19 protein-coding genes and 1 pseudogene are annotated in these 25,992 nt (G+C 40.1%); 8 read left to right on the top strand and 12 right to left on the bottom strand.

The window, feature by feature from the left end; all coding sequences use genetic code 11:
- Positions 1-182: 182 nt before the first annotated feature.
- From hisIE to QL984_RS08010, 5 genes are all read right to left on the bottom strand, one after another.
- Positions 183-797, bottom strand: a complete 615-nt coding sequence (gene hisIE, locus QL984_RS07990) for a bifunctional phosphoribosyl-AMP cyclohydrolase/phosphoribosyl-ATP diphosphatase HisIE (RefSeq protein WP_013463284.1) — start codon at positions 795-797, stop codon at positions 183-185.
- A complete protein-coding gene (gene hisF / locus QL984_RS07995) occupies positions 791-1,567 on the bottom strand; it encodes an imidazole glycerol phosphate synthase subunit HisF (protein ID WP_033103129.1) in 777 nt (258 codons plus the stop codon). Before hisF ends, hisIE begins: the two co-directional genes overlap by 7 nt.
- A 295-nt stretch (positions 1,568-1,862) precedes the next feature.
- Complete coding sequence (locus QL984_RS08000) at positions 1,863-3,845, bottom strand: GGDEF domain-containing protein (protein WP_013463286.1); 1,983 nt, start codon at positions 3,843-3,845, stop codon at positions 1,863-1,865.
- 238 nt (positions 3,846-4,083) lie between these two features.
- The gene (locus QL984_RS08005) at positions 4,084-7,143 is read right to left on the bottom strand and encodes an efflux RND transporter permease subunit (protein ID WP_290172364.1); all 3,060 of its coding nucleotides are present in this window, start codon (positions 7,141-7,143) and stop codon (positions 4,084-4,086) included.
- Positions 7,144-7,153: 10 nt separating this feature from the next.
- Positions 7,154-8,221, bottom strand: coding sequence for an efflux RND transporter periplasmic adaptor subunit (locus tag QL984_RS08010; RefSeq protein WP_016900158.1), 1,068 nt, complete (start codon positions 8,219-8,221; stop codon positions 7,154-7,156).
- Positions 8,222-8,776: 555 nt separating this feature from the next.
- Between QL984_RS08010 and QL984_RS08015 the strand changes: the two genes are divergently transcribed.
- Positions 8,777-9,784 carry a catalase family peroxidase gene (locus QL984_RS08015; protein WP_013463290.1) on the top strand — a complete coding sequence of 336 codons (1,008 nt, stop codon included), beginning with the start codon at positions 8,777-8,779 and terminating at the stop codon, positions 9,782-9,784.
- Positions 9,785-9,800: 16 nt separating this feature from the next.
- Positions 9,801-10,340 (top strand): cytochrome b, encoded by a 540-nt coding sequence (locus tag QL984_RS08020; RefSeq protein ID WP_024601330.1) that lies wholly within the window; start codon positions 9,801-9,803, stop codon positions 10,338-10,340.
- A gap of 66 nt (positions 10,341-10,406) precedes the next feature.
- On the opposite strand, the gene QL984_RS08025 is transcribed toward QL984_RS08020, so the two are convergent.
- The 6 genes from QL984_RS08025 to hisG are packed head-to-tail and all read right to left on the bottom strand — an operon-like array spanning position 10,407 to position 16,107.
- Positions 10,407-11,132: a 1-(5-phosphoribosyl)-5-[(5-phosphoribosylamino)methylideneamino] imidazole-4-carboxamide isomerase gene (locus QL984_RS08025; protein ID WP_024601329.1), complete on the bottom strand. Its 726-nt coding sequence runs from the start codon at positions 11,130-11,132 to the stop codon at positions 10,407-10,409.
- Between the two features lie 33 nt (positions 11,133-11,165).
- Positions 11,166-11,756: an imidazole glycerol phosphate synthase subunit HisH gene (gene hisH, locus QL984_RS08030; RefSeq protein WP_013463293.1), complete on the bottom strand. Its 591-nt coding sequence runs from the start codon at positions 11,754-11,756 to the stop codon at positions 11,166-11,168.
- Complete coding sequence (hisB, locus tag QL984_RS08035) at positions 11,753-12,814, bottom strand: bifunctional histidinol-phosphatase/imidazoleglycerol-phosphate dehydratase HisB (RefSeq protein WP_013463294.1); 1,062 nt, start codon at positions 12,812-12,814, stop codon at positions 11,753-11,755. The genes hisH and hisB overlap by 4 nt, the downstream gene beginning before the upstream one ends.
- Positions 12,811-13,911, bottom strand: coding sequence for a histidinol-phosphate transaminase (gene hisC / locus QL984_RS08040; protein ID WP_013463295.1), 1,101 nt, complete (start codon positions 13,909-13,911; stop codon positions 12,811-12,813). The genes hisB and hisC overlap by 4 nt, the downstream gene beginning before the upstream one ends.
- Positions 13,901-15,202, bottom strand: a complete 1,302-nt coding sequence (hisD, locus tag QL984_RS08045) for a histidinol dehydrogenase (RefSeq protein WP_013463296.1) — start codon at positions 15,200-15,202, stop codon at positions 13,901-13,903. The genes hisC and hisD overlap by 11 nt, the downstream gene beginning before the upstream one ends.
- Before the next feature lie 5 nt (positions 15,203-15,207).
- Entirely contained in the window at positions 15,208-16,107 is a 900-nt protein-coding gene (hisG, locus tag QL984_RS08050) for an ATP phosphoribosyltransferase (protein ID WP_013463297.1), read from the bottom strand.
- A 396-nt stretch (positions 16,108-16,503) separates the two neighbouring features.
- On the opposite strand from hisG, the gene QL984_RS08055 reads away from it, so the two are divergent.
- The 6 genes and pseudogenes from QL984_RS08055 (at position 16,504) to QL984_RS08080 (ending at position 24,474) form a co-directional block, all read left to right on the top strand.
- Positions 16,504-16,737, top strand: coding sequence for a hypothetical protein (locus QL984_RS08055; RefSeq protein ID WP_016900160.1), 234 nt, complete (start codon positions 16,504-16,506; stop codon positions 16,735-16,737).
- 497 nt (positions 16,738-17,234) lie between these two features.
- Complete coding sequence (locus QL984_RS08060; protein WP_016900161.1) at positions 17,235-19,415, top strand: pre-peptidase C-terminal domain-containing protein; 2,181 nt, start codon at positions 17,235-17,237, stop codon at positions 19,413-19,415.
- A gap of 71 nt (positions 19,416-19,486) precedes the next feature.
- Positions 19,487-21,343 (top strand): annotated as a pseudogene (locus QL984_RS08065) (M28 family metallopeptidase).
- A gap of 100 nt (positions 21,344-21,443) precedes the next feature.
- Entirely contained in the window at positions 21,444-23,360 is a 1,917-nt protein-coding gene (locus tag QL984_RS08070) for an ATP-dependent DNA helicase (protein ID WP_013463302.1), read from the top strand.
- Positions 23,361-23,368: 8 nt separating this feature from the next.
- Positions 23,369-24,070: a tRNA (adenosine(37)-N6)-threonylcarbamoyltransferase complex dimerization subunit type 1 TsaB gene (gene tsaB / locus QL984_RS08075; RefSeq protein ID WP_016900163.1), complete on the top strand. Its 702-nt coding sequence runs from the start codon at positions 23,369-23,371 to the stop codon at positions 24,068-24,070.
- Positions 24,071-24,144: 74 nt separating this feature from the next.
- A complete protein-coding gene (locus QL984_RS08080) occupies positions 24,145-24,474 on the top strand; it encodes a hypothetical protein (RefSeq protein WP_016900164.1) in 330 nt (109 codons plus the stop codon).
- 68 nt (positions 24,475-24,542) lie between these two features.
- On the opposite strand, the gene QL984_RS08085 is transcribed toward QL984_RS08080, so the two are convergent.
- On the bottom strand, positions 24,543-25,829 hold the full coding sequence (locus QL984_RS08085) for an alkaline phosphatase (RefSeq protein ID WP_016900165.1): 1,287 nt from the start codon (positions 25,827-25,829) through the stop codon (positions 24,543-24,545).
- Positions 25,830-25,992: the final 163 nt, after the last annotated feature.

A 25,992-nucleotide genomic window follows, 5' to 3' on the forward strand; every position in this document is an offset into this window, starting at 1 on the left:
TCGCGCCGCGATTAAACCGCCCCTAGTTTGAACAAATTTTAATCCGCAAAGGTCAACAGACCCTAGTTAAAGAATACCTAAGGGAGGAAGTAAATGCTATTCGCAAGGTGTAATTTAAAGTGAATTTATGGTTTTAACATACTGAGTGCGCCACAAAATGGCGCACACAGTAACAGGCGGTTTTACTTATGACGCCCTTGTAGGCAAGCAACTGCATCGGTGAGCTCTAAGCCTTGACGCTGTAGTAACACAATTAAGTGATACAACAAGTCAGCCGATTCGTTAGTAAGCTCATTGTTGTCGTGTTTCATTGCCGCAAGCGCCACTTCAACGCCTTCTTCACCTACTTTTTGGCAGCTGCGGCTTAAGTCTTCAGCAAATAAGGACGCGGTGTAGCTTTTAGCTGGATCGTCGTTTTTACGTGCAACAATCACATCTTCAAGTTGCGCTAAAAAGCTTAAGCTTGGTTTTGCAGCATCGCCAAAACAGCTTTGCGTGCCTAAATGGCACGTTGGCCCTTCTGGGTTTGCCAATACTAAAATTGAATCGTAGTCGCAATCTGTATGCACAGAGACCACGTTTAAGTAGTTTTCTGATGACTCGCCTTTGGTCCATAAACGCGATTTAGAACGCGAATAAAAAGTAACCTTATTACTTTCAAGCGTGACAGCAAGCGCTTCGCTATTCATAAAACCTTGCATTAAAATAACGCCAGAGCGTGCATCTTGAACAATCGCAGGGATCATCTCGCTTTTTGCGAAATCAACTTGAGTTAGGTTTTCTTGCGTTACTAGCATAATCTGGCTGCCACTTGGTTATCTATTAAAAATTGTTTTAGTTCGCCAATGTTAATCACGTTTTTATGAAAAACGCTGGCTGCGAGTGCACCATCTACTTTGCTTTGTTTAAATACATCAACAAAATCTTGCATTGTGCCTGCGCCCCCTGAGGCGATTAAAGGAATGTCGCATAGCTCGCGTATTTTACTCAGCTGCTCATTGTCGTAACCATTACGAACGCCATCTTGGTTCATACAGTTTAAAACAATTTCGCCAGCGCCTAAGTCTTGTACCCGCTGAACCCACTCTTGGGTTTTATAACGAGTACGGCTTGAGGCATTAGGATCGCCTGTAAGCTGATACACTAAGTATTCACCGGTTGTTTCATCGTAAAAGCTATCAATACCGACAACCACACACTGCTTGCCAAACTCATCGTGTAACTCTTTTATAAGCTCAGGACGGGCAATGGCAGGGCTGTTAATGCTGATTTTGTCAGCGCCGCGTTCAAGCACGCGCGCTGCATCGGCTACCGACTTAATGCCACCCGCTACACAAAATGGAATATCGATATGGCGGGCAATATTTTCTACCCAATTTACATCGAGTAATCGTTTTTCAACGCTTGCACTGATCTCGTAAAATACCAGTTCGTCGGCACCGGCTTCACTGTACGCTTTAGCAAGTGTTAAAACATCGCCGACTACCTCATGGCCCTTAAATTTAACGCCTTTAACGACTTGGCCGTCTTTTACGTCTAAACAAGGAATTATGCGTTTTGATAACATGCGCTTACCTCGTTTTTAAAATTCTGGATTGTAATATGGTTATTATTACGTTTGTTATTGGTATAACTCATTAGAAAACACATAGACTGCACTTGATATGTTATATTTTTAATAAAAATGAATAGTTAATTTAATGAATGAATCTAAATGCATTACTATGCAATGAATTCTTGGCTCCACTATATAATAAAACTTGCGCTATGTTAATGGTAAAAGCTAGAACTAAAAGTGATAATTCATTCCGGAAAAACGCGCAATCTTGAAACCGTATACTAAATTCATAAAATACTAAAAATTAGCGTGTTTCTTTAGAAAACCGATAGCAGTTTCGACCGGAATTTTTAGCCTCGTAAAGTGCTTGGTCTGCGTGTGTTTTTACTTCTAAGCTAGTATGAGCTTGTCCGTTTGTGATGGTAATTCCTATACTTATTCCGAGCGTGCGTTTTTGGTCAAATAAAATAAATGGTTTGCTAATATTTGTAATGATTCTTTGTGCTATCTCAGAGATCACGTCTTTATCATTTAACTGTGGCAAAATTGCTGCAAATTCATCTCCACCTATTCGAGCAATAATATCGTGCTTACGTAAACAGCTTTTTATGCGCGTTGCAACTTCTTTAAGTGCTTCATCGCCTGCACCATGGCCTAACTCATCATTTATTGGCTTGAAGTAATCTAAATCTAAATACATGAGGACTAATGGTGACTCATTGAACTGGGCTTTATTTAGTTCTTTATCAAGCTTATCTAAAAATATCCTACGGTTATAAAGTCCTGTTAAGCTATCTACAAACGCATAACTTTCTACTTTGGCCTCGTATTCTCGTCTGGCGATAGTGTGATTAGCAAAGGTGTAAATAACAAATATCATTAATAACATTACACCTAGATAGAGCAAAACAATCAATTTTTTTAAACTACTAAATTCGTTTTCAATCAGTGATAGAGGGACCTTATTTACTAACTTCCATTTGGGCCATTTCCCGTTGCTATTTCTCGGATTATCAAGTGTTGGTACTTGATCTAGTAAGGTCATGTGTTCAAAAATATAAATGTTGTTATCCTTTTCAATGATCCCATTTGTTTTAGTTTCCATCGCTTGCCATATATCTGGATGGATATCTTGAAAACGTTGCTGGGGTTTATTGGCAAACATAAAAGCCCATTGTTTTTGTACATCACCAAATAACCAGTAACTTTCTTCATTAAAGAGCATAATGTCACCTAGTGAGCTTTTAGAAATATTTTCTAATTGACTAAGTAAATGCACACCTCCGAGATTTATTATAAGTAAGCCAATCTTTTCATTGTTTTTGTCAACTAGCACTGAGCCTAAACGGATCATTGGTTTTAATGGCCTTTCAATTTGACCATTTTCAATATTTAAATCTAATGGAGATATAAAAATATCATCAGGGCTGAGCTTTATCCCGCGTTTATAGTAGTATCGATCGCTTTTATCTTGAAGCTTGTCTGGAGGTACGATAACGGTACTGTTATTTTCTCTTTGCACCCTTATTAACTCTTGGCCTTTTAAGCTAAGAATTCTTATTTGGGTGTAATAATTTTTTATGGTGATAAAATTAAAATAGTCCTGTTCTAATAGTGTTTTGTTTTCATTACTAAAAAAACGCTGTTCCTTAAAGTGGTGATTATTTTTAAGAATTAACAGATCACGAGATGCATGATTAAGTTGTTGTAAAAACGAATATTTAGCTTGTTTTAACTCATTTTTCTCTTTTTGAATAACAGAACCTATACGCGTTTGTATTTGGTTTTCGTAAAACATATACAAGGCAATATATAAAATAATTGCAGAGCAAAAATAGGTCAGTAGGCTAGTAAATATGGTTGTGTTTAGCTTTTGCGAATTTTGCTCTTGTAAGGGCAAGAAGGCAGGTTTAATAATGGAAAAGTAAATTATAGGCACACTCAGACTACTGAGTATTAAGCTATCAATTGCTATGACTTGCCATTGCTGTAAAACAAATTCGTCAAAATTAAAGGCAAACATAACTAAAGCCTCAATCGTAAAAACGATCATAGCTATTTTAAATGTTAGGAATTCGGTTCTCGATTGTTGGTTTTTTACAAAGTCACTATCATTAAATAAGTAGTGAATAGTAATAATAGCAATGAATGAGATAAGGCTGGCATCTAATATTACAGAAAACCAGATGCCTGTATATTTCGTAACAAATGATGCCAATAACATCATAATAATGGCTTCACTTAACGCCAGTGATATAAATAGAATAAGTAAGCGTTGTAATGGCATATAAAGTTTCCGAGCCAATTATTATTGAATAACAAAAGCGACTAAATTTAATATAGGGCGGACAGTAGAATTGTTATCGTTAATTTAAAAATACTGCTGTTTGATATTAATATAATAATTAGAAAGTGCGTTTATTGCCATTATGGTTGTGCGTTTATTCTGTAATTTTTGACTAAAGTAGGGTGAATCTTGATCAAAGTGTTCATAACATTTGACCAAGATTCAGTGTGATCAACAATTAACTATGTATATGTTCATCTGTTTTTACGTTCATAAATATCGCGTAGAGTACGGGGATCACAATTAAAGTCAGTAGGGTGGCAAACAGTAACCCAAACACCAGTACCACTGACATCGATTGGAAAAACGCATCAAAATACAGTGGAATAACCCCTAGTACAGTGGTGAGTGTGCCCATCATTACTGGTCTTACCCGACTATTTGCCGAATCGATAATGGCCTCATAGCGTGGTTTTCCTTGGCGTATTTCCATATCCATCTGATCCACTAATACAATGGCATTTTTAATCAATAAACCAGAGAGCGACAGTAATCCTAATATACCCATAAACTCTAATGGGATTTGTGTAGTAACCAGCCCAAAAACAACACCAATTAAGGCTAATGGCACCACAAGCCAAATAATAATAGGTTGTTTTAATGCGTTAAATAACACAATAACAATGAGTACCATGGCTAAAAAACCCAGTGGAATAGTTGAGGCCAGCATTTCGTTAGACTCTTTCGATTGACCATATTCGCCATCCCATTCTAGGCGGTAGCCTTGTGGTAGTTCAATGGCTTCTATTTTTGGTTTTACTCTATTAAATAACTCAGAAGCAAGCTCCCCTGGCAGTGGATCGGCTTGGGCTTTTATGGTCCATTCACGGTCTTCACGTTTTAATATGCCGTCGCGCCATACGGTTTTAAAGCCATTGGTGACTTGAGCAAGAGGCAGTGTTTCACCGGTGATATTGCTTTGCACTTGAATGTTACCAATGTCGTTTATGTCTACGCGTTCTTTTTGTGGCGCTCTGACGATAATAGGAATGAGCTCTTCGCCTTCACGATACTGCCCAACCACTTGCCCTGAAAAGTTTTGTTGCAGTGCTTCAGCAACAGCTTTGCGCGTTACACCTGCGCGCTGTGCATTAATGGCTGAGTACTGTGGTTCAATAACACTAATGCGTTGTCGCCAGGTGTCTTTAATTGATAACGCACCGCCATCATCAATTAATATGGCTTTTGCTTTTGCTGCCAGCTCTCTTAATACACTCGGATCGGGGCCTTTAAATGTGGCTTCTATTTTAGAGCCACCACCTGGGCCCATTACAAAGCGCCATACTTTGCCTTGCGCATCCACAAAGTTATTATCGATGTAGTTTTGTACCCTAGGTAAGAGTTGATCTAGTTTTTTATAGTCATCGACTTTAGCTAAAATTTGCCCGTAAGAACTGTTGGGTGATTCGCTGCCATAAATAAGCATGTAACGTAATCCGCCACCGCCAATAAGCGTTTGTATGCCTTCAACGCCGTTTTGTTGTTTTACAAACGCTTCCAGTTTGAGCATGTCTTTTTTGGTTTTTTCAATATCGGTGCCTTGTGGTAACCAAAAATCAACCACCATTTGCGGCGTGGTGGAAGCTGGGAAAAACCCTGATTTTACAAATTGAAAACCCCACATAGACACACTAAACATGGCAACCACAACAGTAACCGTTAACCAGCGATGATGAAGTGCTGACACTACAACCGATTGATACAGTGCCATGAGCTTATTAGGTTTTGCTGAACCGGAGGTATCGCCATCTTGTTCTTTAAACAAGCAATAACAAAACAGGGGAGTTAGGGTAATGGCAAATAACCAGCTGTATAACAAAGAGATTAAAATAACCCAAAATAAATGGCCGGTAAATTCAGCGGTATCGCCCGGTGCGAGGCCAATAGGTGCAAAGGCAACAATGCCGACTAATGTACCGCCAAGTAGTGGCCATTTAGTTTGTTTTACAACTTCACTGGCAATGTCTAACTTTTTACGCCCTTGTTGTGTGCCTACCAAAATTCCTTCTGTCACCACAATCGCATTATCAACCATCATACCGAGGGCAATAATAAGCGCACCTAAGGAAATACGGTGCATGGGTATACCGCTAAAGTCCATGGTAGCAAGTGTCGCAAAAATAGTTAGCAGTAATACGGCGCCAATAATAATCCCAGAGCGCAACCCCATAAATAGCAGTAGCGTGACCATGACAATCACCAGCGCGACTAATACATTAACCACAAAGTTATCGACTGAGTCTTGTACCACTTTTCCTTGGTGGTAAAACTCATGCACGCTGATGCCAAGCGGTCTGAGGTTTTCAGTTTGCTTTACTTTATCATCAACGCGGTCAAACACTTTTACCACATTAGCGCCTAATACACTGGCAACCCCCAGGGATATGGCAGGCTTAGAGTTGTAGCGCACTAACTTGGTTGCTGGGCTTTGAAAACCGCGGTATACATTGGCAATATCTTTTAGGTAAATTGTTTTACCTTTAGCGCTGGCACTTACCAGTAGGTTTTTAATGGTATCAACGGAGTTTAATTCGCCGGTGGGATCAATAAAAATACGTTGATCGCCAATTTGGGTATTACCTGCACTCAATACGGCGTTTTGTTCATCCAAAATACCGTAAATGTTATTGATAGATACACCTAAAGAGGCTAACTCTTCTCGAGCAATTTCTACAAATATTCCCTCTTGTTGTACGCCCGTCATGGTAACTTTCGCTACACCGTCTACTTGTAAAATGTCACTTTGTAGCGTTTTAGCATAGGCATGCAGTTCATCGGGGGAGTAACCTTCGGCAGTAATTAAATAACTTAAGCCATATACATCGCCATAATCATCAAACACTTTGGGGGTCCCTGTACCAGGAGGAAGTGTTGGGCGAGTATCGTTAATTTTGTTTCTGAGTTTAGTCCAAATAACTTGTAGCTCAGATTTGGTTGGCGAAAATTCTGATTTAATTTCTACTTTAATTTCAGATAAGCCCGTTGATGAGGTCGACGATATAGTATCGACTTCTTGTAACTCTTGAATGGCACGCTCAAGCGGCTCGGTCACTTCTTTAGCAACCTCAAGCGGGCTCGCGCCTGAATAAGAAACAAATACTTGCGCGGTGCGAATTATAAATTCGGGATCTTCAAACCGAGCCATGTTTTTGTATGACGAAAAACCAAAGCCAAGCGTTAAAATGATGAGTATAGTGCTAATTAATTTATTATTTATTGTCCACTTTGCTAAATCCATGACTGCGCTCCTATGCTTTAGTCCAAGGACGTACTTTCATACCCTCAGTCACATAGTTTGCACCTGCACCTACAATCACATCACCTGCTTTTAAGCCCTCAGTAATAATCAGTTGTTCGCCAATACCTTGCTCAATAGCAACGAGTGTTTTTGATACTTGCATTGTTTGTTGGTCAACAGTCCATACGAAATGCTGGCCGTTTTCTTCAAAAATAGCAAAGGTAGGGACAGCCAGTCGTGTTGCGTTTGAACTTGTTTGACGTTCTATTTTTAGGCTGGCATTCATGCCAGGTAATATATTAAGGTTATTGGGTACAGCAAACGAAAAGCGTACTTCATAGGTTTGACTGGCTGAGTCGGCTTCTAAATTCGCACGTCTAAATGTGGCAGGGATAGGCGCAGCCGATACATCTTGTAAAATAACAGTCGCTACATTGTTTTGTTTAGAATCTACCGTGGCCACAATAGACGCGGGAATATTTACAACCGCTTCCATTTCACCTTTACCAAATAGGGTAACTACATGTTGCCCAGCACTGATGTTTTCAAGCTGCTTTACTGGAACTTCTGCAACAATGGCATCGTAAGGCGCTATGATTTTACTGTCAGATAATGCCTTTTGCGCTGAGTCATATTGTGATTCGGCCACTTCTTTTTTAGATTTTAGTTGCTCTATATCTCGCTGTGAAATAACACCGTCTTTTGCAAGCTTTAAACCACGTTGATAATCATTGTTGGCCGTTTCAAACTGTATTTTGCTCGACTTAACCTCATTAACAAAGTTTCGTTGCTCTAATGCGGCTATTACGTCTCCTTTTTTTACGTTTTGCGCAGCAATAACGTTGAGCTTTTCAAGTTTACCACTGACCTGAAAGGCCAGTTTTGAGCTGTTTATTGTATCTATAGTGGCAGGATAGGTGAGTGTTTTTGATTGAGAGCCATCATCAATGGTTATTAACTTAACAGGGCGTGGCTTGTTTTGCTTTTGAGTGCTGACTTCGCTATCTGAACAACCGGCTAACAACAGTAGCGCAATACTAATAAAATTAAATTTAGTAAAACATGGTTTATTGATCATCTTGCTTACCTTAAATAAAAAGTGCGGTGTTAATCGTTGGCATTTTTGTGTGGTTCAAAATTATAAAATGCGTAAATGTGTTTATTTTCGAATTTACCTGTACTGCTGTTTATTAAGCTATAACTACTTACTACTTGAAAAAAGCAGTAGATAACGAGTGAGTAATAAATAATATTTTAATTTCAACAGTTTATTATTGCTGTACGGTTTTGTTTTAATTTGTGTGATTTTGTAGAACGTAATAAATCAGTACCCTAATGCTTGCTTTGTATCAACATTAGTATAATTAACAATCGGCTTTTTTAAAGCGCAGCTCATAAAGATTATATTTTTGGAATTTAAAATACTTAAAGTGCGGTTTTTATTAATTAAATTGAAATATTAATTGCTTGGGGTCGGTCTTGTGAGTGTCGTGTCGGTATAACTAAATAAAAGCTATCCGATCTAAAGCATATCTCAGTAATGGTTAGCCATTAATTTAAAGACGTAATTAAAACTATGAAAAATTCCAAACATAATCATCATGAAAATAATCATACGAGGTCTAATCCTACCATGAGTAAAAAAATCACCTTAATTGCAATAATCACTTTATTTGCACTGACGATTTTATATTTTACCGGCGCTTTTAACAGCGATGCGGTTACTGCGCAGCGTTTTGTTAATTTACAACAAGGTGATCAAGCCCATGCGGGTTTTCGTCGAGCCCATGCAAAAGGTATTTGTTTAGCGGGGTCGTTTGAGTCTACCGGTGAGCTTGCTAAATATTCGCAAGCAAAGGTATTTGATTTAGGGGCCACTCCTTTTGTTGGCCGTTTTTCTATTGCGGGCAATAACCCAACCGCGCCTGATTTAAAAGCACCGGTGCGCAGTTTAGCGTTTTCTATAACTACCGATGATAACCAAGAATGGCGCGTAGCAATGAACACGCCTCCAGTTATGGCTGTAGCGACGCCAGATGCGTTCTTTAAACAGTTACAAGCGCTATCCCCTGATCCGGTAACTAAAAAACGCAGTCCTGAAAAAATTAAAGCCTTTTTTGCCGCACACCCTGAAAGTGCCGCATTTAATAACTGGAAAGCAAGTTATAAACCAACCAGCAGTTTTGCCACTGAGCAATACCACAGTATTAATGCCTTTTATTTGGTTGATGAAAATAATAAAAAGCACGCCGTACGTTGGATAGCTAAACCACAATTAAGTGATGAAAACATTCAACCACTTAATAATGATTCAGCCGATGCATTGCAGCTACAACTTAAAGATCAAGTTGCTCAAGCCCCCGTTAAATTCGACATGCTGTTTAGCTTTGCAACCGAAGAGGATGATGAAAATAACCCAACTGTTTTATGGCCTCAATCACGTAAAACCATAAATGCCGGTACGTTAGTTATCTCAAGGCTTCAGGCGCAAGAAGGAGGCGTGTGTGCTGATATGAACTTTGATCCCTTGGTACTTCCTACAGGGATAGAGCCAAGCGCCGATCCTATATTACGTGCCCGTGGCGCGGCTTATGCTGAGTCATTTCGTCGTCGTGCTAAAGAAGTACTTTTAAATAATTAATAACAGGAAATATCGAATGAAAACAATTAATAAATACTCAGCGTCGAGTATGCTTATTCACTGGGCGATGGCGTTAATCATACTTTCTATGTTATTTCTTGGTTTGTCGATGGTACAAAGTTTAGCGGTTTGGCAAGTAGAGGCCATTGCGCTGCATAAGTCATTTGGTATTTTAGCGTTAGTGTTAGTTGCTATTAGATTAATCAATAAAGTCGTCACCACCAGTCCTGCATTACCACCGAGTGTGCCTAAGGCTCAAGCACTAGCCGCGCATTTAACCCAAGTGGGTTTATATGCATCTATGATTTTAATGCCGATTTCTGGTTGGTTAATGCAAAGCGCTGATGGCCGTCATGTGAGCTTTTTTGGTTTATTTACTTTGCCCAGCTTAGTTAGTAAAGATATTGAAACGTATGCTTTTTTCCGTGAAGCACATGGTTTAATTGCTTATGCATTTTTATTGTTTATCTTTATGCATGTTAGTGCCGCGCTTTATCATGGTTTAATAAAGCAAGATGGCGTATTAGGCTCTATGTTACCTGGTAAGCATAAATAAACTAATAGTTTTATACAAAAAAGGCACAGATGCGCTCGCACCTGTGCCTTTTTTAGAGCTATATTTTTAGCTTAATTTAAGCGCGTCTTCTACGCTAAAAGCACCATCTAATAAAGACTTGCCTAAAATTACGCCGCCAACACCAAGTTCATTTAGCTTTTTAATATCATCTAATGAACTCACACCACCCGACGCTTGTACTTTAATATCTGCATTATGATTAATTAAATCTTCATAAAGCGCAAAAGAGGGGCCGGTCATGGTGCCGTCCTTACTGATGTCCGTGCATAAAAAATCAATAATGCCCAGCTCTACATAAAAATCAATAAGTTCAAATAGCCCAAACTCAGATTCATTTAACCAACCATGGGTTGCTGGCGCCCAGCCGGACTCTGTTTTATTAACATCAAGGGCAATTACAAAGTGCTCAGCGCCAAATTGCTCAATCCAAGCTTTAACCTGTTCACGCTTTTCAACTGCCATTGAACCAATAACCACTTGGTTTGCACCGGCTTTTAACCAATCGCTCACATCTTGCTCTGAACGAATACCCCCACCCACTTGATAGGGCACATTCAGTGCTTTTGTGGCTGCTTGAATATGTTGCCATTGTTTTTTACTGGGATCGCGTGCCCCTTCTAAATCAACAAGGTGCAGTTTACCCGCGCCGCTGTCAGCGTATTCTTTCAGGCGAGCGCCAAGTTCAAAGGGGTAAAACTGTGCGGTATCATATTTACCTTGATACAAACGTACAATTTGATTTTGTAATACGTCTAATGCTGGAATAATCACTGTGTATCTCTTTTATTATTTATTAACAGTCGCTTATAACTGCCAATCTAGAAAGTTTTGTAATAAACGAGTGCCTACTTTAGCACTTCGCTCTGGGTGAAATTGCATACCGGCATAATTATCTTTAGCAACAATGGCTGAAAAAGTTTGCCCGTATTCACTACTGACTAAAGTGGCATCGTTAACGGTATGCGCAAAGCTGTGCACATAATAAACCTGATCGTCTTTATGCAGCCCTTTGGTTAGTGGGTGCGCTTGTTGTATAGATAAGTTATTCCACCCCATATGCGGTGACGTTAAACTACCTACATCCAGTGCTTTTACTTGGCCGGGTATTTTACCTAAGCATTGCACGTTACCTTCTTCGGTGCTTTCGCACAGCAGTTGCATCCCCAGGCAAATTCCCATTAGCGGGCGCTGATATTCGTTAATGGCTTGCTGCCAACCATTATCGACTAGGCGCTTCATAGCCACAGATGCATGGCCAACACCAGGCAAAATAGCGCGCTCATAGCCTGCTAATTGTTCTGGCGAGGTAATAACGGTAGGGGTTTTACCTAAACGCTCAAATGCAAAGCGTACCGAGTTGATATTGGCACAACCGGTATTAATTATCGCTATCATAAACACCCCTTAGAGCTGGCTGTTTGTTGACTAGTATCTTGTGCAATTGCCATACGCAGAGCACGAGAAAATGCTTTAAACAAGCCCTCTACTTGGTGATGACAGTTACCGTCACTTACCGACAAAATAAGGCTAATTGCAGCGTTATCACTTAAGCTTTTGAAAAAATGCTCTACCATTTGTACGTCTAAATCACCGGCTTTTTCGCGGCTAAAGTTTGCGTTTAACACAAATGAAGCACGTCCAGATAAGTCAATTTGAGCTTCGGCTTTACATTCATCCATAGGCAATGCAAAACCATAACGCGCAATTTGAGATTTTGTGCCAAGTGCTTGTTTAAGAGCAACCCCTAAGGCAATACCAATGTCTTCAACAAGGTGATGCTCGTCTATGTGTAAATCGCCTTTGGCTTTAATGTTTAAGCCAATGTTTGCGTGGGTGCGTATTTGATCCAGCATGTGATCAAAAAAGCCAAGGCCGGTGTCTATGCTACCGTTTTTAGTTTGATCAAGATTAACCGCTACATCAATTTGTGTTTCTTTGGTATTGCGTGTAACACGGCCTTCACGGTTTGCCGTTGTAAGCTTAGTAACAATAGCAGGCCAGCTACCATCGTATAAAATACCTTCACAACATAAGTTTTGCGCAAGACCAATATCTGTTTGGCGGTCGCCAATTACAAAAGAGCGCGCTAAATCTACGTTGCCAGAGCGCATAAGCTCGGTCAGTAAGCCTGTTTTTGGCTTACGGCAATCGCAGTTTTGTTCATCAAAGTGTGGGCAAATGAGTACATCTTCAAAGTTAATCCCTTGGCTGTTGAGTATGTCCATCATTTTGTCTTGGGCTATGTCAAAATCCGCAGTAGGGAAACTGTCAGTGCCTAAACCATCTTGATTAGATACCATCACTAAGCGATAGCCTGCTGCTTGCAGTTGCAATAATGCCGGAATAACACCAGGTAAAAAAGCCAACTTTTCAAGGCTATCTACCTGTTTGTCGGTGATTGGCTCTTCAATAATGGTGCCGTCACGGTCTATAAATAAATAGGGATTACTCATGATACTTCCTGTTGTGATAGGGCTGTTGGGGTGGTTAAACCATCGAGCCAAATTTTTACTTGTTCTAATTCTTGTTCGCTACCAATTGAAATGCGTAGCCAGTCGTCTTCACCGTATAAGGTAAATGCTCGCATGACTAAGCCTTGTTCAAGGGCAACTTTAAAGCTGTTTTTATCGGCCAATTTTAAGGTAACAAAGTTGCCTTCACCAGTGAGAATTTTTAATACAGCAGGGGAGGCGTTTAACCACTCTATTAGCTTTAATTTTAAGCTGTTTAAAATGCTCACTTGGCGACGCATAGAGGTAATGGCATCAGGGGCAATGGCTTGCGCTGCAATACTCGCTACCACGCTCGATACCGGATACGGTGCAATGACTTTACGAATGGGCGCAAGTACACTGGCTTGAGCGAGGGTAAACCCGGTTCGCAGGCCTGCCAACGCAAACGCTTTTGACAGTGTACGTAGCACTACAATATTACTAAACTCGTTTATAAGTTGTGTTGCACTTTGCTCTGGGCAAAACTCAATATAGGCTTCATCAACAATCACCAATGCTTTACCTGCAAGCGCAGTGGCAATGGCTTTTACTTTATCTAGCGGCGTTAAACTACCTGTTGGGTTATTTGGATTACAAATAAACACCAGTTTTGAGCTACCGACCGCAGTGACAATATCATCAACATTGGCTGTTAATAATAACTCTTGAGTAAGCGCGTTAATAGCCACATTGTGCGTATCAGCAGTGACTTTATACATACCGTAGGTAGGCAAAAACAGCGCAATACTGTCCTTAGCTGGCTGGCAATACGTGCGTACTAAAAGCTCAATGCCTTCATCTGCACCTCGCGTCATAAGAACATTGTCGCTTTTAAGCTCGGTATAAGCTGCATAGCGATCAATAACCAATTGTGGCTGAGGGTCGGGGTAGCGATTTAAATCTTCAATACTCAACTCAAGGTTTTTAGCATATGGGCTTTCGTTGGCATTGAGCCACGTTGTGCCTGTTAACTTTTCACTTTTAGCCGAGCTGTAAGCAGCAAGCGCTTTAATATTCTCGGGTAATAAGCTGGTTGCTTGGGCGCTCTCATTGCTCATTGTTTATTGCCTCTAAACGAATTGAAACCGCATTAGCGTGGGCATCAAGGCCTTCTGCGTCTGCCAGTGGTAAAATAGCTTTTGAAAGCTCTGTTAAGCCACTTTTACTAATAGTTTGTACTGTGTATGTGCGGAAAAAATCAAGCAAGTTTAAGCTTGAGTATGTCGCGCTATAACCGTAAGTAGGTAATACGTGGTTAGTACCCGATGCATAATCGCCAGCCGATTCTGGTGTGTAGTCGCCAACAAATACTGAACCTGCATTTTTAACCGCATCAAGGTACGGGCTTGCATCTGCCAGCTGTAAAATTAAGTGCTCTGGCCCATATTGCGCTGATACATCAAATGCTTGCGCTATTGAATCCACTAAAATAAGTGACGAATTGGCCAACGCTTGTTCAGCGGTGTCTTTTCGGCTTAAGTTAGCTAATTGACGAGTAAGCGCGTCTTGTGTTTGTTTAATAATAGTTTCGCTGTTACACAATAAAATAACTTGCGAGTCGGCGCCATGCTCTGCTTGTGAGAGTAAATCGGCCGCAATAAACTCTGGATTTGCTCGTTCATCTGCTATCACTAATACTTCAGATGGACCTGCTGGCATATCAATCGCCATTCCTGGAATTGTTTGTGCAACTAACTGCTTTGCCATAGTCACAAAGCTATTACCTGGGCCAAAAATTTTATTCACTTTAGGTACTGATTCAGTGCCGTAGGCCATTGCAGCAATCGCGCCTGCACCACCGCTTTCAATAATAGTGGTGATACCACATAATTTAGCAGCATATAAAATAGCAGGATTTATTGCTTTATCGCCTTGTACTGGGGTAGTGAGTACCACGGTTTTTGCACCGCTTAACTGCGCCAATACACCTTGCATTATAACTGACGATGGCAATGGGGCACTGCCCCCAGGGACATAAATACCGACCGCTTCGATGGCTTGATATTTCAGTTCACATTCAACGCCCGGTTGAGTCGATAACTTAATATCTTTAGGCAGTTGCGCTTGGTGAAAACATTTTACATTTGCATAAGCGGTATCAATTGCATACTTAAGCTCAGGGCTTAGCATTTTCTCAGCGGCATTAATTTCATCAAGTGGAACACGTAAACGCGGCTCAGCTCGGTTATCAAACTCTTTTGCTAACGCCAGTAATGCAGCATCGCCTTGCGCATTTACTTTTGCCAAAATAGTTTGGCAAATACTTTCTACTTTTTCACTCGCTGATACAGCAGGGCGCATCAGCGCCGCTGCTTGAACCTGTGATGATTCTTCATTCCAACGAAGCATGGCTGTTACTCCATCATTTTTTCAATTGGCATAACTAAAATAGAATTCGCGCCGAGTGCTTTAAGTTGCTCCATGGTTTCCCAAAATAACGTTTCGCTACTTACCATGTGCAATGCTACATATTCGTCAGATCCTGCTAGTGCAAGTAATGTAGGTTGACCAGAACCAGGCAGGATTTCACAAATTTCATCCAGCTTGTCTTTTGGTGCGTGTAGCATGATGTATTTGCTTTCTTTGGCTTGCTTAACACCACGCAAACGCGGCATCAATTTATTGATAAGCGCGAGTTTGTCAGCATCTTGCAGTTGGGTGTTTTGAATTAAACAAGCGTTTGACTCTAAAATTGTATCACCCTGCATTAAGCCATTAGCTTCAAGGGTTGCACCTGTTGAGACCAAATCACAAATGGCATCAGCAAGACCAGCACGCGGCGCCACTTCAACAGAGCCTGTGAGCATAACAGTGCTGGCGTTGATGCCTTCACGTTTTAAATATTGGCTTAAAATTTCAGGGTAGGTGGTTGCAATACGTTTGCCTTCAAACCAGCTTTTGTCTTGCTTACCTAGTTCTTGTGGCCATGCAAGTGCAAGACGACAGTAACCAAAATCTAATTTTGATAATTTAGTTACTTCGCTTGGAACGCCTTGGCGCTCTCTTTCTGCTTGTACTTCAACTAAAACGTTTTCGCCAACAATACCTAAGTCACATACACCGTCCATAACTAAACCTGGAATATCGTCATCGCGTACACGTAAAACGTCAATTGGCATGTTGGTTGAGTGTGCTATAAGGCGCTGCTCGCGAAGGTTGAGTTTTACACCCAGTTGCTTAAGCAGATCTTGACAATCTTTAGATAGGCGGCCGCCTTTTTGGATGGCGATACGAAGACGATTACTATTATTCATTACTCATTTTCCTTTAATTTTAAAACTAAAAACCCCGAGGGAAACCTCAGGGCGAAAATGAATCTTGGTATGTTGATTCGCCAGAGGTTTCCTTTTAGGAACAACCTCTCAGCGAAAGACCTGACAGGTTATTCCGATGAATGATGGTGGTGATGTACTGCTGTCAGAGTGTTGCGCATTTTTTATCCTGTTTAGCTATTCGTTATTATGTTAACGCTTAGCTGTTGCTTGTTTAATAAATTTCGCATTTATAAAAACACATAAACCAATAGCATGGCAAGAAAAATTTTCTTAAATTAAAGAATACCTTATAACTGTCGATAATAACTAAAGGTTTGCTTTATTTATCAACAGTTTTATAGTGATTAAATTACATTCAATTCAATGGAGGCACGCATGGATATAATGATCCCTTATTTAGGGCCTATTACGCGTTTAACGCTTGAATCTAAAGGAGCTTTTCATATTGCTGGGGTTCAACAAAGTGCCAGTGCCAAAAAAGTCGAGTTAGAAGAGCGTAAAAAAAGAGAAGTAGAAAAGCAACATAAGCTGACGTTTGACGAAAATAAATCGCGCAATAAAACCGCTGAAGAAGATGACGACAAACCCCATTTAGATACATGGGCTTAGTACAAGTGATTGGCGATACCGTTATTGCCTCAAGTTAAAATCGCCCTCAATAAAAGCAAATTTTTTTAAACATAGCAAATAGTGGTGCATGGCTATGAACTGCGTGTTTTTAAAACTACTCCCTACCCATTTAAAATAGATTACCCCTCTTTTAAAGCTCAACAGGTAAAGTATTTTCCTTTGCAACTACATGCTCATTGAGCAGTCGATTAGTGATTAACAATAAAGCGTGTGATTTTAAAATCTAATGCTTTTTGCCGGCTGTTTTATGTAAATATATGTATACGAAATGTTATTTCTGGCCTTCATTAGTTAAAACAGTAGTTTTTAAATCATTGTAAAATAATAGATTAATTTTCGAGCTAATACTTTAATTGTAAATTAAATGTTTAATTTTCGTTATTTAAGTTTGTGACCTACTCTGATCCTTAATCGGGTACAAGGTGTGCCGATTAATACAAATATATTAAAAACTTAAACTTTAACGGAGCGTAAACGTGAATTTATCTAAAATCACAATAGCAACTTTTGCTGCTTTAACTTTGGTTCAAGCAACAAATGCAGTAGCTGCGAATAAGAAATACCTAAATCAACAACCGACAATTAATAATATGGTGCAATCAAACTCTGCTTCCTTGTTATCAGTAAGTCCAAATCAGTTGATTGGGTTGAGTGTAGGGAACGAATTAGTTGTATTAAAAGAATTTACTAGCAATAACGGAGAAGTAACCCGCCGCTATCAACAAACGTATCAGGGCATTCCTGTCATTGGTGATACGGTCAGCTTAACATTTAATAATGGGATGCTTAAAAAAGCCCATGGTGCAGCTGTTTATAATATTGATGAAGATTTATCTGATGTATCGGCTAAATTGACAAAAAAAGATGCGATTTTAAAAGGGTCTAAAACGGGTATAGCTGCAAAATCAGTAGGCTTAAAAAAACATAATGAGCAATCCAGACTTGCTATCTGGGTTGACGATCAAAATAAGGCGCATTTAGTTTATGAAGTGTCTTATGTTACTTATGGCAAGTCACCATCAAGGCCATACCTGATCATTGATGCTAATACCGGTGAGGTCTTGCTTAGTTACGATAACCTGCAACATGCCAATGCAACAGGCCCTGGCGGTAATCTAAAAACAGGCAAGTATTTATATGGAACTGATTTTGACAGCCTAGATGTTAGTCAATCAGGTAATACTTGTAGCATGAATAACGCAAATGTTCGCACTATTAATTTAAATGGCGGAACAAGTGGCTCTTCTGCGTATTCATTTACATGTCCTGAAAATACATTCAAAGAAATAAACGGTGCTTATTCACCGCTAAACGATGCTCATTTTTTTGGTAACGTTATTTTTAATATGTATAACGATTGGTTAGGGACTGCGCCTTTGAGTTTTCAGTTACAAATGCGGGTTCATTACTCAAGTAACTATGAAAATGCGTTTTGGGATGGCAGCGCAATGACCTTTGGTGATGGGCAAAATACGTTTTATCCATTGGTGAGTTTAGATGTATCTGCACATGAAGTCAGCCATGGCTTTACTGAGCAAAATTCAGGCTTGATTTACAATGGTAAACCAGGCGGATTAAACGAAGCCTTTTCGGATATGGCTGGTGAAGCCGCTGAATTTTATATGAAAGGCAGCAACGATTGGCTAGTTGGAAAGGATATTTTTAAAGGTAATGGTGCACTGCGTTACATGAATAACCCTACCCAAGATGGCCGTTCCATAGATAACCAAAGTAACTATTATTCAGGTATGGACGTGCATTATAGTTCAGGTGTTTATAACAAGGCATTTTATAATTTAGCAACCACGCCGGGTTGGGATACGCAAAAAGCCTTTATCGTAATGGCACGTGCTAACCAACTATATTGGAGTGCGGGTGTAGGCTGGGATTTAGCCGGTAACGGTGTGATGGATGCTGCGTGTGATTTAAATTATGACCCTAATGATGTAAAAGCCGCTTTGGCTGCGGTAGGTGTTAATTCAAATCTTAGTTCAGGTAGTGATTGTGCTACACCACCACCGACTGACGATGAAGTGTTAACCAATGGGGTAACCCGTACGGGTATTAGCGGCGCAGAAAAAGAGCAACTATTCTTTACTTTGGAAGTCCCTGACGGTGCAACAAATCTTCAATTTAATACAATGGGTGGCTCAGGTGATGCAGACCTATATGTTAAATTTGCTAGTAGACCAAGCTTAAATAACTATGATTGCAATAGCACAACATCTACCAGTACAGAAAGCTGCAACATAAGTAATGCACAAGCAGGAACTTACTATGTAATGGTTGAAGCATGGAGTGCGATATCTGGTGTATCGCTAACGGGAAGCTACTCTGATGGGAATGGTGGTGTGACGCCAATTAATAGAACTGAGTCTAATATTAATGTGACTACTAATAACTGGAGCCGCTTTACTCAAGATTTATCAGCAGGGTATAGCACTTTAAATATTAGTATTGCCGGTGGTAATGGTGATGCTGATCTTTATGTAAACTTTGGCTCGCCTTCAAGTACGTCTTCATACTTATGTAGACCCTACAAAAATGGTAATAATGAAGAATGTACATTTGATAACCCACAAGCAGGTACTTGGTACATTGATTTAAGAGGTTACAGCTTAGCAAGTGGCGTAACACTCAACGTAACGGCTAATTAGGCATACATATAAAAAGGGGCTTTGCCCCTTTTTTAATGCTTAAAATAAAAGTAACAAGATAAGGAATATTTATGAACTACTTTAAACAGTTAGCAGTTATTACTACTTTAACCTTAAGTTTTAATTGCTTAGCAAATGAAAATCCAGACAATATTTGGGTCACCATTGACTCAACTTCAGCCCAGCATTATCAACATGAACAAGGTACATTTTTGCAAAAAATGCAATTTGCGCATAGAAAATCAAGTATTTTACCTGACGTTGATTTACTCAGTGTACCGCGTGACGCAGTGAACAATTTAAGTGAGTTTATGCACCAGAACTATAACCGTTGTGGTGGGTTTGTTGCGCATAGTTCGTTCGAAGAAGCGATTGATTACGCAAAAAAATTAGCTGTTGTTCAAAATAGCCAAGCTACATCAGCCTTTAATTATTCAATTGATAATGCGCAAACAGTACAAAGTTTAATTAGTGCACAAAGCCCAATTAATTTACAAAGCACTGTAAATTCACTCACTAGTTTTAATAATCGTTATTATACTTCGCAAACCGGCGTTGATGCCTCACAGTGGCTGCAAAGTTATTGGCAACAAATTGCCAGCGTTCGAAGTGATATAACCATTGAGAGTTATCAGCATAGCTGGGCGCAATCATCAGTGATTGTAACCATTGCAGGTGCTGAAAATGCAGATGAAATTGTTATTATTGGGGGGCATTTAGACTCGATTAATTAAGCAAATCCAGCACAAGGGCGCTCTCCTGGCGCGGATGATAATGCATCGGGTATTGCAGTGTTAACGGAAGCGTTAAGAGCAATTGTTGATACAAATTATAAACCGCAAAAAACTATTCAAATAATGGCGTTTGCAGCAGAGGAGGTGGGGTTAAAAGGGTCTAAAGCTATAGCCAGTAGCTATCGTTCGCAGGGTAAGAATGTAGTTGGCATGGTGCAATTTGACATGACTGGTAATAACGGCAGTATCGAAGATATTATTATGATGACGGATTACACCACCAATGCTCAAAACCAATTTTTAGCCCAGCTGATAGACACCTATTTACCACAAATTAGTTATGGCTTTGATCAATGTGGTTATGGTTGCTCCGATCATGCTTCGTGGTATCAACAAGGGTTTGCGGCCTCTATGCCATTCGAATCAAAAATGAATGACATTAACCCACTGATACATACACAAAACGACAGTAATTTTGACGCTGATCATGCAATTAAATTTGCTAACTTAGCCGTTAGCTTTGTTGCAGAATTGGCAAAAAATGCCGGTGATGTTACTCCGCCAAATAATAATGAGTTAGTCAATGGTGAACCAATTTCTGGTATCAATGCCACTGCTAAAGAGCAGCTTATCTATACATTGAATGTACCAAAAGGAGCGCAAAACTTAAGCTTTGAAACCTCAGGTGATAATGGCGATGCCGATTTATACGTTAAATATAATCAGGCGCCCACGTTAACTGATTACGACTGTAAAAGTACCTCTGCCACAAGTAATGAGCGTTGCGACATTCCAACCAGTAATGAAGGCACTTACTATGTCATGGTTGAGGCATACAGCGCAATTAATAATGTCTCTTTGACAGGCATTTTTGAGCCAGCAGGCGCTTTAGAGCCCATTAATCGCGTAGAAGATAACATTAGCGTAAATACAGGCGCTTGGCAGCGTTTTGAACAACGTTTAGCCGCGGGTTATGCCTCCCTGAACGTTGCTATTTCAGGCGGAAGCGGCGATGCTGATTTGTATTTAAATTTCGGTGCGCCATCTTCAAATACACAATTTGTGTGTAGGCCATATAAAAACGGCAACACAGAAAGTTGCACTATTTCTGCACCCCAGGCAGGCGTATGGCACATAGATGTTAAAGGCTATCGTAATGCAAGTGGCATTATGTTAACTATAATTGCACAGTAATTAACAGGGGCATAAGCCCCTTTAAAGGCCAAATTCTCACGCTATTTGGCTTGCCCTTCATCAATAGCTTACGTAGAATCCCGCTATTATTTTTTATAAAGTGATTGGTATTATCAAACAGCTGTTTAGTGCAACCGGGCCTTTGGCTTTATCAATAGATGGATACTCACCACGCCAACCTCAAATTGATATGGCCGTGGCTGTTGAGGATGCATTAAAAACAAGTTCCCAGCTTGTTGTTGAGGCCGGTACTGGCACAGGTAAAACCTTTGCTTATTTAGCGCCAGCCCTTAAATCTAAAGGCAAAACAATAATTTCAACCGGTTCTAAAGCACTGCAAGAACAGCTGTATCATCGTGATTTACCGGTGTTAGTAAAAGCCTTAGGCGCGGCTAAAAAAACGGCATTGTTAAAAGGGCGTGCCAATTATTTATGCACTTATCGGCTTACCCAACATGTTGCACACGTACCCACAGACGACCCTGATGTAATGCATCAGCTCGCTATGGTTGCTAAATTTGCCAGTGAAACGCATACGGGCGATTTAGCCGACTGTATTGGTATTGAAGAAGATGCCAAAGTGTTGCCGTATGTCAGCTCGACTGCAGATAACTGTTTAGGTAAAGAGTGCCCTGACTTTCAAGAGTGCTACATTCGTAAAGCGCGTTTAAAAGCAGGGGATGCCGACGTTGTCGTAATTAACCATCATCTATTTTTTGCCGATATGGCGGTTAAAGAGTCTGGCTTTGCAGAGCTAATGCCCAACGCAGATGCTTATATTTTTGATGAAGCCCACCAGTTAAGTGAAATTGCCAGCGACTATTTTGGCGAAACCATGAGTACTAAAAAGCTGGTGGATTTAATTAATGATTTACGCGCTATTTACCGCGCTGAAATTCCTGACATGCTGCAATTAGGAAAAAGTTTGAATAAATTGGAAACCAGTGTCGCCGATTTAAGATTGCAGTTTGGTGTGGACGGTAGCCGCGGGGATTGGCGTGAAAAGCTCAGTAATAAGCTTATTTGCTCTGCATTACATCGTGTTATTAGTGATTTAGAATTTGTGTATCAGGTTTTAAAACATTGCTTAGAACGAAGTGATAAAATTGAACACCCATTTGAGCGGGTGTTGGCATTTAAAGGCCAGTTAGAGCGCGTATTTGATACCGCCCAAACAGGCTTTAGTTATTGGTACGAAACCACGCGGCGCTATTTAACCATTAATATAACGCCACTGAATGTATCGGCTAAATTTGCTTTGATGATGAAAGAGTCTGGCGCAGGGTTTGTGTTTACCTCGGCCACGTTATCGGTCGACAACGAACTCACTCACTTTAATGCCAGCCTTGGGTTAAAACCAAAGCAAAGTATGATGGTAGATAGCCCGTTTGATTATGAAAATCAGGCGCTATTGTGCTTACCGCGCTATTTACCTGAAACCCACGCAGATAATATGCCGCATGCGATTGTAAAGTTAACTCTCGAACTCATAAAATCAGCAAAAGGGCGTTGTTTTGTGCTATTTACTAGTTACCGGATGATGCATTTGGTGGCTGAGGGCTTAACCACACAAATGGACTATCCGGTTTACATGCAAGGGCAAATGTCTAAACGCATTATATTAGAAAAATTTACCCGTCATGGTAATGCCGTGTTGCTCGGTACAGCGTCCTTTTGGGAAGGGGTTGATGTAAGAGGCAGTACTTTAAGCTGTGTTATTATCGACAAACTGCCGTTTGCAGCGCCCGATGATCCGCTTTTGCAGGCTAGAATGCAAGATTGCCAAATGCAAGGAAAAGATCCCTTTGCGCATATTCAGTTACCACAAGCGGTTATTGCCTTAAAGCAGGGGGTAGGTCGCTTAATTCGTGATAACAAAGATAAAGGTGTGTTAGTAATTTGCGATAATCGTTTAGTTACACGCCAATATGGACAAGTATTTTTAAAGAGTTTACCGCCAATGCGCCGTACACGTAGCTTAGAAGATGCAAATACATTTTTAAAACATATTAATTGAGTACAAAAATGATCAAAAGTAACATTCTCGCCCTAGACGCTTCTACTGAGGCTTTATCGCTTGTTTTGCATTATCAGGGTAAAACATTTCATCATTTTGAAGAGTGTCCGCAGCAGCATAGCCAAAAAATTCTGCCACTTATTGATGAGCTGCTTAATAAAGCCAATTGTAAATTAAAAGATTTAGATGTTATTGGCTTTGGCCAAGGTCCAGGCAGCTTTACGGGTGTGCGTATTAGTGTGGCCATTGCACAAGGGCTTGGGTATTCAACGAATTTACCGCTAGTGGGGGTTTCTACCTTAGCGGTTATGGCGCAACAAGCGTTTGAACAATTTGGCGATGAAGTGGTTTATTCAAGCATTGATGCGCGTATGGGGGAAATATACTTTGCTCAATACCAAGTTAATAATAATTTGATGACACTTCAAGGTGAAGAACGTGTTTTTAAGCCAGAACTGCTTGATGCTTCATTGATAGACACAAACAAAACAGCAACCGGCGTGGGGACTGGATTTAAAAGCTACCCCGATGCATTAACTACATTTACAAATGTGAGTGTACACCCTGAAATTACGCTACCCGATGCACAATACATGTTAGCGTTAGTGGATGCACAGTACCTTGCAGGTAATGGCGTAAAAGCAAGTGATGCTCAGCCTAAGTATGTGCGTGACACAGTGACATGGAAAAAATTACCAGGCCGCGAGTAACGCTAAGTTGTATTGTTTGCATATTGAGCTATTTTAAATCATAATTTAAGCATGTTGTTGGTTGGAGAAGCGTAATGTCGCTGCCTATAAGCTCTGGTTTTTTTACTGGTGATATCCCTGCTAAGGTGCGTTCTACTGCTGTTGTTACGGCAAAGCCTGAACGACTATCAGAGCAGCCAATATCACAGAAAACCAATACAGATTATGTTAAGAGCAGTCCTGAAGGGCTTGAACTCGCAAAAGAGTTTGTAAAAGCGAACACCAAAGAGGCCCAATATAGCCAAACTATTTACGATCAACCGAGTGCGCAAGTCAGTAAGGCAATTTCTACTTACACTGAGTTTGCTAATTTAGAGCGAAGAGCTGAAGTTCAAAGCTTAATTGGTGTTGATATATACGCTTAATTATAAAATTAATAGCCAAATAAAAAGCCCGAATAAATTATTCGGGCTTTTTATTTTCATAACAGCGATTACTGTTCTATGTAACTAATCAGTTTTTTAGCTATGTCAGTATTGTTTTGTGAACCAATAAAGTCATCGCTATTTTTACCATAGGCAAATACTTGCACATCAGAAGCGGTATGTCCGCCCGTTGTCCAACCAGTGAAACTTAAATCATTGATAATGCTTTTAACCGCTAAATTAAGGGTTTTTTCACCCATGGCTTTAGCTTGCTTAAGTTTAATTTCGTTTTCAGTTGTAAACTCAATACGGGTATTGGCCTGCCATACCGTTTTAAGGTTATCTGATCCCATTAATAATTTGGTTAATGTACCCGCAGTGGCTTTAACACCTTTGATGATGTCGGTTTCCCATTTATATTGGCCATGCGCGCCAATGGTTAAACCGCCTGTAGAGTGATCAGCCGTGATCACTAAAATAGTGTCTGGGTTGTTATCTACATACGCTTTTGCCGTTTCGATTGATTTTGCAAAGTCGTCCATTTCAGCCATTGCGCAAGCAATGTCATTTGCGTGACCACACCAGTCAATTTGGCTGCCTTCAATCATCACAAAAAAGCCTTTATCGTTTTGCCCATCAAGCAAATCAAACGCTTTAGAGGTTAACTGTTTTAATCTCGTTGGGTTTTCATCTAGCGCAAAAGGTAATCCCTTAGGTGCGTATAGACCAATGGCAGGGATTTGTGTGATTTGACCTAGGTTTTTAATATTGTCGCCGTATTGATAACCTGCTTTTTTAAATTCGTCGACTAAGTTTCTGTCATCACGAATAAAATATTGAGTACCACCGCCTAACATTAAATCAACCGGTAATTTACCAGCAATTTTATTGTCAATGTAGTCGTTTGCGATGTCATCATAATTTCTTCTTGATTCATTATGTGCGGCAAAGCTTGCAGGTGTTGCATGATTAATTTGTGAGGTAGCCACTAACGCTGTTGTCATTCCTTGCTCTTTTGCAATTTCTAGCATGGTTTTAACCGGTTTTTTGGCCGTATCGACAGCGATTGCGCCATTATAACTTTTATGGCCGCTGCTAAGTGCAGTTGCACCTGCGGCACTGTCTGTTACATAAGTATGGTCATCAGGATAAGTGTGCGCCATGCCTTTTAACATAGTGTCGAAAACGGTTGTTTCTATTTCTTTTGTTGTAGGGTCATCTTTGTAATATCGATAAGCGGTAGTGAAAGCGGGACCCATGCCATCACCAATCATATAAATAACATTTTTAGGCGCTGTTTGAGCGAATGCTCCTGTTGTACATAAAAGCGCTAATAAGCCGAACTGTTTTTTCATTGTGTGTACCCTTTAAGTGTACTTATTTTAATAGCGACTATTATTGTATACCGATAGCAAGATAAATAAATGAATATGTTATGAAATCTCGAAATTTAAGTGTGTGTTCTGTGAGTTCAGTTCTATTAATTGTGTATTAACTCTTGTATGTTATGGCCATAAC

The sequence above is a fragment of the Pseudoalteromonas sp. APC 3495 genome (assembly GCF_030407645.1).
Classification (GTDB): Bacteria; Pseudomonadota; Gammaproteobacteria; order Enterobacterales; family Alteromonadaceae; genus Pseudoalteromonas; species Pseudoalteromonas tetraodonis.